Source organism: Sphingobium sp. RAC03 (assembly GCF_001713415.1).
Taxonomy (GTDB): domain Bacteria; phylum Pseudomonadota; class Alphaproteobacteria; order Sphingomonadales; family Sphingomonadaceae; genus Sphingobium.
In genome coordinates, this window is the sequence record NZ_CP016456.1 from 2,412,318 (window position 1) to 2,425,156 (window position 12,839).

A 12,839-nucleotide genomic window follows, 5' to 3' on the forward strand; every position below is an offset into this window, starting at 1 on the left:
GAAGAAGCGATGCCGTCGATCAACGCCATAACCGGATGGAGCATGGCGGCGGCCGCTGCGGCGACCTCCGTGCTGGCGGGGGATGCGTTCGACACGCCCAACCCGCCACCGCCGATCCCGCAGGAAGATATTATGGGCGAGCCCAAGCCTGTGGAGCTTCCCGCCGATGTCGCGGCAAAGCTGACCGGCATTGCGCCGGAAAAGGTCGCGCTCATCAAGCAGGGGCGCACAGGGCGTTACGTCGAAAAGGACGTGCTGTTCGACCGCATCCGCACGCTGCCCGCCGCCGAACTGGTCACCTATATCGATGCGATCGCGGCGCTGCATGAGCAGGTCGAATATAAGGAAGGGCGCGACGCCAAGACAATTCCGCTCGACACCCGATCAGCCTGGTTCAATGCATGGAAGGCCAAGCGGCCGCTGGTGATGGACCCCAAGCGCGATCCGGGACCGATGGACCTGGGGCGCTATATCGGCGGGCGGCGCGGCGGCTTTGCGACCTTCGCGGGGGCGCCCGTCGCAATGACGCCCGAAGATCTGCGCGCAGGCAAGGTCGATGTCGCGATCGTCGGCGCACCGCTCGACATGGGTTCAGGCTGGCGCAACGCGATCGACGGGCCGCGCGCGCTGCGGATGACCGGCGGGGCGGGCGGCAACGATATGTATTCGATGATCAACCCCAGCTCGGTGCTGGAGATTGTCGATTATGGCGATATCGCGATCGACCAGAACAGCACGGAGCGATCGGTCGCCCATGTCCGCGAGATGGTGCGCGAAATCGCGCAGACAGGCGCGATCCCGATCGTCATCGGCGGCGATCATAGCCTGGAATATCCCAATGTCGCCGCCGCCGCCGATGTCCATGGCAAGGGCAATGTCGGCGTCGTCCATTTCGACAGCCATTATGATGTCGGCCGTAACGGCGTCCATTGGATCACCCATGGATCGCCGGTCTATCGCGTGCTGCATGAAGGCCATGTCCGCCCGCAGGATTATGTCCAGGTGGGGCTGCGCGCACGCGGGCCGGACCTCGAAACATTCGGGTGGATGCGCAATAAGGGCATGAAATACCACACGATGGTCGAAGTCGAGAAATGGGGCTGGGAAAAGGTGATGGAACGCGCGCTCAAGGAGGCGCGGACCAACACCAAGAAGCTGTGGATATCGTTCGATGTCGATGTGCTGGACCCCGCCTTCATGCCCGGCACCGGGACGCCGGTCCCCGGTGGCCTGACCATGCGCGAGGCGCAGCCGATCATGCGGCGGCTGTGCGCCGAGAATGACATTGCCGGCATCGATATCGTCGAAGTCGCGCCCTATCTCGACACCAGCTACAAGACCGCGCTCAACAGCAATTATCTGCTGAACGCCTGTCTGGCGGGCATTGCGATGCGCAAGAAAGGCCTGCCGCCCGGCTATTTCAACCCGGTGTCGGTCGAACATGGCCAGGACGAATATTACGGGCCGAAGAAGAAAAGCTGAAAAATCTTGACGGTCGTCCAGTTTGATATGGCGGATTGTCATCGGGCCATACGTCATTTGGGCAATGGCGCTGCCGGGGCACCCGCTTAGGCTCTGGGTCGACGCGGACAGGGATCGCGTAAAGGGGGACATAGGGTGAAGCGGACAACGGTCTCGAAATTCGGCTTGCTGGCCCTGTTCTCCGCGTCGGTCGTCTTTGCCCAGGCGGATGGCGGGCCGGACGGCGTGGCGATGAAGGAAAGCGATCCGGGCATTCCGGTCACTGACCCGCTGGTTCAGGAGAAATGCGGCGCCTGCCACGCGCTCGATGCCAAGGGGAATATGTCGCGGATCAGCTGGGTGCGGACCACGCCCGAAGGCTGGGCGCAGGTGATCAAGCGGATGGTGCGCCTCAACGGCCTGCCGATCACACCCGAAGAATCCCGCGCCGTGGTCAAATCGCTGTCCGCCTCGCATGGCCTCGCACCGCAAGAGGCGTTGCCGGTCATGTATCTCGCCGAAAAGCGTACAATCGACGAAACCAACATCCCCAACGAAACGATGCGCGGCGCCTGCGCCGTCTGCCACAGCTTCGCCCAGCCGCTGTCCTGGCGTCGGTCCAAGACGGAATGGAAGTCGCTGCAGGATCTGCACGTCGCCATGTATTCGCAGGCGGATGCGCAATATCGCCGCCCGGCCGAGGATAGCGAACAGCCTGAGGGCCGTGACCCCAAAGACAAGATGCTGCGCGGCGAATATGCACTAGGTTACATGGCCAAGGCCGCGCCGCTGCACACGCCTGAGTGGGCCGCCTGGCGATCGCGCCAGAGCGTGCCGCGCCTGGCGGGCGAATGGCTGGTCGTGGCGTCCGCACCGGGGCAGGGGCGTTTCGTCGGCGCGTTCAGCGTCAAGCCGGGCAAGAGTGCCGACGAGTTCGTGACCAGCAGCACCCTCAAGTCGCTGACCGACGGCAGCACTGTGAGCCGCAGCGGCGCTGGCATCGTCTATGCCGGCTATAGCTGGCGCGGCTCATCCAAGGGCGCGGCCGCCGCAGGCAAGCCCGACGATCTCGCCAGCGCCGCGCGCGAAACCATGTGGTTCGCACCCGATCAGCAAAGCGCACAAGGTCGCTGGTATTGGGGCGATTATCAGGAGTTCGGGCTGGATGTGAAACTGATCCGCGCCACCGCCGCGCCCGCTGTGCTGGCGGTCGTGCCGGGGCCGGTCAAGGTCGGAACCAAGGGCGCGCAGTTCCGCATAATAGGCCATAACATGTCCGTTTCGCTGTCCGCTTCCGACATCGACCTGGGTGCTGGCGTCACCGCGACGAAGATCGTTTCGGCGAGGCCAGAGGAATTGGTCGTGACCGCCGATGTCGCCGCGAACGCGCCATCGGGGCAGCGGGACGTCGCGATCGGTGGCGCGGTGCTGGAAAAGGCCTATCCGGTCTACAGCAAGATCGACTATATCAAGGTGACACCCGAAACCGCCGTGTCGCGCCTCGGCGGGATCAAATTCCCCAAGGGCTATGCCCAGTTCGAGGCGATCGGCTTCGAAAACGGCATGGATGGCAAGCAGGGGACAGCGGATGACATTGCGGTCGGACCGGTCGATGTCACCTGGTCGACGCAGGAGTTCCTCGCCGTCTATTATGACGACGACGCCAAATATGTCGGCGCGCTCAGTCCCGCCGCTTTGTTCACCCCCAATGTCGAAGGGCCGAACCCCGAACGCCGCTTTGGTCGCAACAATTATGGCGACGTCTGGGTCGTCGCGACGGCCAAGAGCGAGAAGGACAAGTTCGGCAAGCCGCTCAGCGCGCGCGCCTATATGGTGGTGACCGTGCCCGCCTATCAAAAATGGGATCAACCGGAGGTGTCGCAATGACCGTGATGCAGGCACCAACCTATCGCCGGGCGGAATATCATGGCTTCGATGCTGGCGGCAGCGACTTTGTCTATCTGGTGAGCGCTGGCGCGATCTTCGAAATCGACGCAGATGTCCGCGCGGTGCTCGACCGGCTGGATGGGCAGGAACTCACCCACGCCATGCTGGTGCGCGAACTGGTGAGCGAAGGGCGGGCACAGGAGGAAGCCGACGGGCTGGTGCGCGAGTTGCGGCAGGCGCGGCTCATTCATCTCGGCCATGGGATGCCGGTCGCGGAAGTGCCGCAGGCACCGCCCGCCGACTTCCCGCTGCAGGCGCTGGTTCTCAACGTCACCAACCAGTGCAACCTCGCCTGCACCTATTGCTATGAATTCGGCGCGGACAAGATCGCGACGCCCGCGGGCAAGCCCAAATATATGACGCTGGACACGGCGAAGGCGTCGGTCGACCTACTGATCGCCGAGGCGGTCGGGCGCAAGGCGGTGCATATCACCTTCTTCGGCGGCGAAACGCTGATGAACTTCAAGCTGCTGCGCGATGTGGTGGACTATGCCAATGCAGCGACCGCAGCGGCGGGGAAAGCGATCACCTATAGCCTGACCACCAATGCGACGCTGCTGACGCCGGAGATCGTCACCTTCCTGTCCGACAACCGGGTCGGCGTGACCGTCAGCATGGACGGCCCGCCGGAATTGCAGGACAAGCATCGCGTCTATAAAAATGGCAAGGGCAGCTATGCGGTGATCGAACCGCGGCTACGCACGCTGATCGCGCATCACAAGACCCGCGCCATCACCGCGCGCGTGACGCTGACCGAGGGCGTGACAGACGTGGTCCGCATCTTCCGCCACCTGAAGGATGATCTGGGCTTCCACGAAGTCGGCTTCGCGCCAGTGACGACGGGGGAGGAACGCGCCTATTCGCTCGACGGCAACGGCATGGACAGCGTGTTGGCGCAGTTCAACCTGCTGGCCGAAGAATGGCTTGAATATGCCCTGCGCGGTGAGTCCCATGGCTTCACCAATGTCAGCGAAACGATCAGCGAGCTTATTTCGGGCGTCAACAAATCGCATCCCTGCGGCGCTGGGCTGGGCCTGATGGGGGTTAGCCCATCGGGCGACCTGTCACCCTGCCATCGCTTCACCGACGCCGACACGCATAGCATGGGCCATGTCTCCAGCGGCATCGACCGGGCCAAGCAAGGCGAGTTCCTGGCCAAGGGGCATGTCGAGGCGAAATATGATTGCCAAAGCTGCTGGGCGCGGCCGCTCTGCGCGGGCGGGTGCCATCATGAGGCGTTCGTGCGCTATGGCGACACGGGCCACGCCAACCTCCATTATTGCGACTGGATACGCCAGTGGACCGACACGTGCCTGCGCATTTACGGCGTGCTGTCGGTGCGTAATCCAGGCTTCCTCGAACGCTTTGCCGAAAGAAAGGGGCTGTCATGAAGCATCTTCGTGCCATCAATAAAAAGGCGCAGCGGATCGACGAGGCCGTGACGCAGATGGAGGCAGCGGCATCGCCCGGCGCCGATCTGGAGGAGGATGTCGTCGCCCTCCAGCAGGCCCCGCGCCCGCATGTGCCGATGGGCTGTTCGCTCTCCTTCTCGCCGGGCTGGGAAGTCGATGCGGGCGGCGGCACGGCGGGGCTTTGCCAGCCGGTCGAGCGCGACATTTACGACTGTTATGTCACCTGCTTCTGGCCGGTGCAGGTGCCCGACCATGTCAACTACTCCCCCGACTGGGCCAGCAACTGCGCCACCGCCACGAAGGACTGGCGCAGTCTCGATCTCGTTTTTCCATGAGGCGCGCGATGCAGAAATATCGTCTGATGCTGGGCGCTGGCCTGGCCCTGTTGAGCGCCATACCCGCGTCCGCCGCGACGCTGTTCATGGGCTCCTATCCTGACCGCCTGCTGGTGTTCGAAGAGGGGAAGGGGGCGGTCACCGGCACGATCAAGTTGGACACGGGCCTGCCCACGTCGATGCAATTGTCCGACGATGGCAAGCGCATCTATGTGACCACCATCACCACCAGCGGGATCGAGGTGATCGACACCGCGACGCGCAAGGTGATCAACAAGTTCAGCCTGAACGACGGCACCACTCGCTATCGCTTTTGGGGCGGGGTGCCTGATCCGACCGGGCGCTATTTCTACACCGTCCTCTCGAAGTTCGAGAAGGGCATCGATCGCTATACCGTCAGCAAGCCGATGTACGGCGTCATCGACCTAAAGCTGCAGAAGGTCGTCCGCACCGCCGCGCTGGAAAAAGAGGAAGAACGGGCCGGGGGACGCGGCGGCTATAAAGTCTCGCCGGATGGCAAATATCTCTATTCCTTCGGCGAGAAGATCGTGATCGTCGATCTGGCGACATTGAAGGTCGCCGATCGCATTGACCTCGCCAAACCCGAAGGCATGGGGATGGAGAATATCGGCTTTGGCGGCACGCTCGATGCCGTGCGCTCGTCCGGGCAGTTGGTCGCCCTGTTCAATGCCGCCGACCCCTATGTGCATAACAAGATGTTCGGCATGGCGCGCTTCGACCTGTCCACCCGGCAGTTCGATTTTACCCCGATTGGCCCCGCGCCCGATGCCATGGCGGGATTGCAAGTCACGCCCGACGGCAAACACGCCTATACCGTGGTGACGAACGGCAAGCTCGGCAATAAGCGTTGCGAATTCTGGCATATGGACATGGCCACCAATGCCGTGGTCGATAAGGCGGAGTTTCCTTGCCGCTCGCGCTTCCGGCTGGGCATGTCGATCGATGGGGCGAAGCTCTACATCTACGGCGCGAGCTATGACCTGGAGGTCTATGACGCCAGGACGCTCAAGCATGAGACGACGCTGGACCTTGGCTATGACACCACCGGCGCGGGCATGGTTGCGGTGGAATGACCGACAGGCGCATGATCGTCGGGATAAGGGGCAGCGGGATTGCCGCGACGACATGCGCGTATTTGCTCAAGGCAGCGGGCCTCCGGGTCGCAACCAAGGTGGTTCATCGTCCTCCCGTCCCCACGATCATGTTGAGCGATGCAGCACTGGCGCTGCTGCGCGACCTGTTCGAGCGGCCTGACCTGTTCGCGGACAGTCCCCGGATCAAGCGCCGGGTGGTCGCCTGGGGGGGCGGCGCACCCGTCGTTGTGCCGCATGGCGCGGCGCTGGCGTCCGAGGATCAGGTGCAGGCCGTGTTGGCGCAGGACCAGCCTGTGCCACACGATGGCCCCGTGAATTTCACCATCCACGCCGCGCCGCCAATGCCGTGTGGGGAGACGCATGTCTTCGGCGACCGGCGGGCCGTTGCAGCCAAAGTCGGGCTGCGCGATCCGTCGTGCAGCGAGGAAGGCCGAGTCGAGGCGGTGGCCAGCGGCTGGCTGTTCCTGGTCCCGGCCGACGCGGGGGAGGGCTGGTTGCTGGGGGTCGGCGGATCGCTGGATGATCTGCTCGCTGACAGTCAGCTCATCGCGCCGGTGGTCGATGCGGTGGCGGCCGTATCGACGCCGTTCCTCGCCGCACCGCGCCTGCACTTGCCCTTGTGCGGCGAGGACTGGCTCGCCTGCGGCACGGCGGCGCTGGGCTTCGACCCGATCTGCGGGGACGGAACGGCGCAGTCGGTGCGCGAGGCGATCCTTGCCGCCGCAGTGGTGACCGGCATCGCCGAAGGGCAGGACGCCACCGCGCTTCTGACTCACTATCAATCCATGCTGATCGCGGCGATGCGGCGGCACCTGTTGCTGTGCGCGCAATTCTACACGACCGGCGGCACGGGGGATTGGTGGCGGTCACAGCAGGATGCGCTGTTGGAGGGGCATCGCTGGTGTACCGGGCTTCTCGCGAAGAGGCCGGAGCCGGGCTTTCTGCTGGAAGGAACGCGGCTCGTGCCCCGGCAGCGGGCGGCATGAGCGACGGGACGCGCGCGCCGGTTGCCGATTGGGGCGCCTATAAGCGGCTGACCCCTTTTCTGAAACCCTATCGCGGGGCGCTGGTCGTCGTGCTGGCGATCAGCCTTGTATCGACCATGCTTGGGCTGGCGCAACCTTATCTCTCGAAACTCATGATCGACGAAGCGTTGTTGCGCCGGGACATGGGCGCGCTGGTGAAGATCGCGGCGATCATGATCGCGGTCACCATCGCCGGGTTCGCGATCAATATCCTCGCCAGCTATCGCTATGTCGCGCTGTCGGCGGCGATGCTCTACGACATTCGCGCGGCGCTGCTGCGCCATCTCCAGACGCTCTCACCGCGCTTTTATGGCAGCTTCCGGCTGGGCGATCTGGTGTCGCGGATGAACAGCGATGTGAGCGACGTACAGCGGATCGCGTCCGACACCTTGCTCTCGGTGGTCAGCAATCTGCTGTTCTTCGTCGGCTGCGTCGCTATGATGCTATGGCTCGACTGGAAACTCTTTCTGGTAAGCGTCGTGCTGGTGCCGGCCAGCCTTGCGACCTTCGCTTATTATCAGCGCCGCCTGACCGCGCTGACCCGCGACATGCGCGAAAAGGGCGCGGACCTCGGCAGCCTGCTGGTCGATACGGTGATGGGGATGCGCGTCGTCGCGTCCCTGCGCGCGGGCGAGCATGAGGTGGAGCGGTTCAAGGGGCGCAACGATGCCTTTGTCGGCGCCATGCTCAGGATGCAGGTTGCCTCCTTCATGACCGGCGCACTGCCCGGCACGCTGATGACGGCGGCGACATCGGCGGTGATCCTCTATGGCGGCTGGCGCATCATCGAGGATGGGATGAGCATCGGCACGCTGGTCGCCTTCATGACCTATCATATGCGACTGCTCTCGCCGATCCAGACGCTGATGGGGCTGACGTCGGGCCTCGCATCGGCGCGGGTGTCGCTGGGGCGGATTTTCGAACTGTTCGATACGAAGGCGGAAGTGGTCGAACGGGATGATGCGGTCGCGCTGGACCGGGCAGGGGCGATGCGGTTCGAACAGGTGGCGATGCGCTATGATCGCGATGCGGTGTTGCGCGACATCGACCTGACGATTCCCGCTGGCAGCCTGTGCGCCATTCTCGGCCCCAGCGGCGTGGGCAAATCGACCATGGCGGACCTGATGGTGCGCTATCTCGATCCCGATGCCGGGCAGGTGCTGGTCAACGGCCGCGACCTGCGCGCCTATCGGCTCGACGATGTCCGGCGCGAGATCATCCTGGTCGATCAGTCGCCCTATCTGTTCAATGATACGATTGCGGCGAATATCGGTTTTGCCTTGCCCGACGTGAAGCGCGAGCAGATCGAGGCGGCGGCGCATGCGGCGGGGCTGGATGGCTTCATCGCCAAGCTGCCGCTCGGCTATGCGACGCGCGCCGGGGAGCGGGGCATGGCGCTGTCGGCGGGCGAGCGGCAGCGGATCGTGCTGGCGCGGGCCTTGCTGCGCTCGCCCAGCATCTTGATATTGGACGAGCCGACCTCGGCGCTGGATGGCGAGACCGAGCAATTGATTGCCGGGCGGCTACGCGGCGCGCTGCCCGATGCAACGATCATCATCATCACCCACAAGCCCGCCATGGCGCGGATGGCGGATATGGTCGTCACCCTGGCCGACGGTCATGCGCGGGTCGAGCAGCGCGGCGAAATGGTCGATGCCTGATCCGGTTCGCGTCGCCATCATCGATAGCGGCGTCCATCCCGACCATCCGCATATCGATGCGGCGCGGCTATTGTCCGGCTTTGCCGTGGCGCGCGATGGTGCGGTAACGGAGAACGATACGCTCGACCGGCTGGGGCATGGAACGGCGGTGACGGCGGCGATCATGGAGCAGACCCCCGCTGCGCTATGCCTGCCGATCCGGGTGTTTCACGATGGGCTGCGGGCCAGCGCGCGGGCGCTGGTGCGCGCGATCGACCTGGCAGTGGAAGCGCGGGTCGATATGATCAACCTCAGCCTTGGCACCGTCAACCCGGCGCACGCTGCGGCCTTCGCGGCGGCGGTGGAACGAGCGGCAGCGGCAGGCGTGCTGATCGTGGCCGCGCACGATACCGAAGGGCAGCAATGCTATCCGGGCAGTCTGGATGGGGTGTTGGGCGTCGCCCTGGACTGGGACTGCCCGCGCGAAACCTATGATGTGCGGGACGGGATCGCCCATGCCTCCGGCCATCCCCGCCCGATCCCCGGCGTGGAGCAACGGCGCAACCTCTATGGCGTAAGTTTCGCGGTAGCCAATGTCAGCGGGATCGTCGCGCGGGACCGTTTGGACGATCAGGCGATGCCAAACCCTGCAACCCGCTCGACCATCCAGAAGCAGCCGATCGCACCGACCGCGTAGAGTGCCGCGACCCGCACCGGCGCGGCGAGCGAGATAGCGCGCAGGCCCGCCAGCGTCGCCATGATAGCCCCGACGAACAGCAATTGTCCTGCTTCCACGCCGATGTTGAAGAAGATGAGCGCGGGCAGTTTCTCGCCGGCCTGCACGCCTAGTTCGCCCAGTGCGGTGGCGAAGCCCAGGCCGTGGAGCAAGCCGAACAGCGACACGACGGTCAGCTGACGGCGGAAGGCGAAGGCCTGTTCACCCTTCCCGACCAGCAGCGCCTCATGCGCCATGAAGGCGATCGACAGGGCGATGGCGGCTTCGACCGGGGGAACGGGAACATGGACCAGTTCGAAAAAGGCGACGGCCAGCGAGATGGAATGCCCGGCGGTGAAGGCGCTGACCAGCCAGAGCAAGTCCCGCCCGCGCGCCAGCAGGGCGAGGCAGAGAACGAACGCCAGATGGTCCCAGCCCAGCCAGATATGCCAGACGCCCTGGGCCAGAAATTCCGGCGCGATCTGCGTCAGGGCGCGTTCGCCGACGGCTGTTTCGCCCACTGGAACGGCAATGCCTTTCGCGTCGCCGGTCAGGCTGCGATCGACTTGGCTGCCCATGACATTGGTGACGAAGCGACCGCCATCGGCCTTCCACGGCGTCTGGATGACGTCGCCCGCGCCGAAAGGGCGTTCGCAGGCGAATTCATAGGCATATTGCGCCCGGCCGGCGCTCGTCTGGCGCGTCATCGCGGTCTGGCGACAGCCCTGCGGCCAAACGATCGGCGCGGGCTGGCCGACTGTTTCGGGCACGGCGGCGGTGAATTCATAGCTGTTCGCGTCATCGCCTCGCGTCAACGCGAAATCGGCGGACAGGAAGATGTCGGCCATCGCCGTGCCCGGCAGCAACGCCGCCAACGCGAGCAGGAGGGCGGCCAGACTATTCTTCCACATCATATTTCTCCTTGAGGCCCGCCAGCGCCTTGTCGATGGCGGCTTCGCTATGGGCAATCATATAATCCTGCCGCACCTGGTCCTTGATCGCGGGGAAGGGGATCATTGCGGCGGGGATGCTCTCGCTCTTGCGCACGAAATGCCAGCCGCGTGGCGACTGGACCGGGCCGAACCAGCGCCCGTCCGGGGCGGTCTTGAGCGTGGCGACGAAGGGCTGGCCGAAAATGCCGCGCACCATCGAATCGCCATAGCGTGGGAAGGCGCGACCCAGCCAGAAATCATCGCCGGGGATCGTCTCCCCGGCATTGAGCTGCGCCAGCAGCAGCGCCGCGTCGGCGGGCTTTTGCGCCCGGTAAACCTGGGTGAAGCTGGTGCGGGGTTCGGCGCGATACTGCGCCAGATTGTCGGCATAATGATTGACCAACTGTTCGTCGGTCGGTTCGGGCGGGGCGCCCGCGATCAGGTAGCGGACCTTGTCGACCAGCCGCTTACGGGTTTCCCCGTCAGTGAGGTGCATGTTGCGGTTGATCGCTTCGCGGAACAACAGTTCCTCGGCCAGATAGTCGCGCTTGATCCGCGCCTTGTCGGCGGCGGTGGCAGGGCGGCCGACGAGCATCTCATAGTCCTCGACCATCGCCTGCTCGACCTGGGGCGTGAAGACGACCGGCGGCTTTTGCGCGCGTTCGATGATCTGATAGCCGCCGAACAGGGCGACGCCCACGACCAGGAAAGCAAAGAGCGGATCGCGCATGGCTTTGCCGACCCGGCTGCGCATAGGGCGCCATGCGTGGCTGGGCGCCGCCTCCGCGCCGTCGCTGTCGATCCCCATACTCTCTGCCCTGCCCGCCATGGTCCCAACTCTAGGCGCAAGCGCTTCGCCCTGCCTACGTCAAATGACGCATACGGGGGATAGGCCGCATTCCATAGCCTTGATCCCATCCAAAGTGCCGCAGCGCCACCACCGGCCTGCCAGGGGGAGACCTACACATCATGATCCGTTCCAGGCTGCTTATGCTTGCCACTTCCGCCTGCGCGCTGGCGCTGGCCTCCTGTTCCGGCGGCGGCGACAATGCGAGCGCGCCTGCGGGCGACAGCGTGTCGGTGGGCGTGCTCCAGTCGCTGACCGGCACGATGGCGATCAGCGAGATCACGGTGAAAAATGCCGAGATGCTGGCGATCGAGGAGATTAACGCGACCGGCGGCGTGCTGGGCAAGCAGATCAACGCCCTGGTCGAGGATGGCGCGTCGGACCCGTCCACATTCGCACAGAAGGCATCGAAGCTGATCGAAAGCGATGGCGTGTCGACCGTATTCGGCGGCTGGACCTCGGCCAGCCGCAAGGCGATGCTGCCGGTGTTCGAGCGGACCAAGAACCTGCTCTGGTATCCGGTACAGTTCGAGGGCAACGAATGTTCGCCCAACATCATGTATTCGGGCGCACAGCCCAATCAGCAGGCATTGCCCGCGCTCGAATGGGCGGTGGCGCAGGGCTATAAGAGCTTCTTCCTGGTCGGGTCCGACTATGTCTATCCCCGCACCGCCAATCTGATCCTGAAAAAACATATCGAAAAGGGCGGGATGCAGGTGCTGGGCGAAGCCTATGTGCCCTTGGGCGGCACCGATTTTTCGGGCGTGATCGCCAAGATCGCGCAGGCCAAGCCCGCCATCATCATCAACACGCTGAACGGCGACAGCAATGTCGCCTTCTTCAAGCAGATGCAGGCCGCCGGGATCAGCCCCAAGACGATGCCGGTCATGTCCTTCTCGATCGGCGAGCAGGAAGCGCAGGCGATGGGCGCGGGTCTGGTCGAGGGCAGCTATGCCGCCTGGAATTATTTCCAGAGCCTGACGGGCGAGGCGAACGCCAAGTTCATCGCCGCCTATAAGGCGAAGTTCGGCAAGGACGCGGCGATCACCGATCCGATGGTCCATGGCTATCTGGACGTCTATGCGTGGAAGGCGGCGGTCGAGAAGGCCAAGAGCTTCGAGCCGGATGCGGTGCGCAAGGCGGCGGCGTCGCTGGGCGGCTTTGCGACGCCCATGGGCACGGTCAGTTTCGCCGCGAACCAGAGCTTGGTGCAGAAGGCCTATATCGGCAAGCTCAAGGCTGACGGCCAGTTCGAGATCATCGCCGACAGCGGCAAGGACATTGCGCCGGAACCCTATGATGCGCTGGCCTTCCCCGGCAAGACTTGCAAGCTTTGAAGATGCCTAACAACGCCGTCATCCCCGCGAAGGCGGGGATCCATCTCCGGCCCTATCGAAAGACAAAAGGTTG

Annotated in this window: 11 protein-coding genes; 9 read left to right on the forward strand and 2 right to left on the reverse strand. The window is 64.3% G+C overall.

Annotation, left to right across the window (positions count from 1 at the left end; all coding sequences use genetic code 11):
* Positions 1 to 9: 9 nt before the first annotated feature.
* The 8 genes from BSY17_RS16270 to qhpE all read left to right on the forward strand — a co-directional run bounded on the left by BSY17_RS16270 (position 10) and on the right by qhpE (position 9,632).
* Positions 10 to 1,482 (forward strand): agmatinase family protein, encoded by a 1,473-nt coding sequence (locus tag BSY17_RS16270; protein WP_237236349.1) that lies wholly within the window; start codon positions 10 to 12, stop codon positions 1,480 to 1,482.
* A 135-nt stretch (positions 1,483 to 1,617) separates the two neighbouring features.
* On the forward strand, positions 1,618 to 3,348 hold the full coding sequence (peaA, locus tag BSY17_RS16275; RefSeq protein WP_069066249.1) for a quinohemoprotein amine dehydrogenase subunit alpha: 1,731 nt from the start codon (positions 1,618 to 1,620) through the stop codon (positions 3,346 to 3,348).
* A complete protein-coding gene (peaB, locus tag BSY17_RS16280) occupies positions 3,345 to 4,799 on the forward strand; it encodes a quinohemoprotein amine dehydrogenase maturation protein (protein ID WP_069066250.1) in 1,455 nt (484 codons plus the stop codon). The genes peaA and peaB overlap by 4 nt, the downstream gene beginning before the upstream one ends.
* A complete protein-coding gene (qhpC, locus tag BSY17_RS16285) occupies positions 4,796 to 5,155 on the forward strand; it encodes a quinohemoprotein amine dehydrogenase subunit gamma (RefSeq protein ID WP_069066251.1) in 360 nt (119 codons plus the stop codon). Before peaB ends, qhpC begins: the two co-directional genes overlap by 4 nt.
* Before the next feature lie 8 nt (positions 5,156 to 5,163).
* The gene (locus BSY17_RS16290; protein WP_069066252.1) at positions 5,164 to 6,249 is read left to right on the forward strand and encodes a YncE family protein; all 1,086 of its coding nucleotides are present in this window, start codon (positions 5,164 to 5,166) and stop codon (positions 6,247 to 6,249) included.
* Positions 6,246 to 7,256, forward strand: coding sequence for a hypothetical protein (locus BSY17_RS16295; protein ID WP_069066253.1), 1,011 nt, complete (start codon positions 6,246 to 6,248; stop codon positions 7,254 to 7,256). The genes BSY17_RS16290 and BSY17_RS16295 overlap by 4 nt, the downstream gene beginning before the upstream one ends.
* Positions 7,253 to 8,956 (forward strand): ABC transporter ATP-binding protein, encoded by a 1,704-nt coding sequence (locus tag BSY17_RS16300; RefSeq protein ID WP_069066254.1) that lies wholly within the window; start codon positions 7,253 to 7,255, stop codon positions 8,954 to 8,956. The genes BSY17_RS16295 and BSY17_RS16300 overlap by 4 nt, the downstream gene beginning before the upstream one ends.
* Positions 8,949 to 9,632 carry a subtilisin-like serine protease QhpE gene (gene qhpE / locus BSY17_RS16305; RefSeq protein ID WP_083217217.1) on the forward strand — a complete coding sequence of 228 codons (684 nt, stop codon included), beginning with the start codon at positions 8,949 to 8,951 and terminating at the stop codon, positions 9,630 to 9,632. The genes BSY17_RS16300 and qhpE overlap by 8 nt, the downstream gene beginning before the upstream one ends.
* Here qhpE and BSY17_RS16310 read toward each other — a convergent pair.
* Positions 9,566 to 10,564 carry a HupE/UreJ family protein gene (locus BSY17_RS16310; protein ID WP_237236351.1) on the reverse strand — a complete coding sequence of 333 codons (999 nt, stop codon included), beginning with the start codon at positions 10,562 to 10,564 and terminating at the stop codon, positions 9,566 to 9,568. The genes qhpE and BSY17_RS16310 overlap by 67 nt on opposite strands.
* On the reverse strand, positions 10,548 to 11,390 hold the full coding sequence (locus BSY17_RS16315) for a peptidyl-prolyl cis-trans isomerase (RefSeq protein WP_171899257.1): 843 nt from the start codon (positions 11,388 to 11,390) through the stop codon (positions 10,548 to 10,550). Before BSY17_RS16315 ends, BSY17_RS16310 begins: the two co-directional genes overlap by 17 nt.
* A gap of 161 nt (positions 11,391 to 11,551) precedes the next feature.
* Here BSY17_RS16315 and urtA point away from each other — a divergent pair, with 161 nt between their 5' ends.
* A complete protein-coding gene (urtA, locus tag BSY17_RS16320) occupies positions 11,552 to 12,766 on the forward strand; it encodes an urea ABC transporter substrate-binding protein (protein ID WP_069066256.1) in 1,215 nt (404 codons plus the stop codon).
* Positions 12,767 to 12,839: the final 73 nt, after the last annotated feature.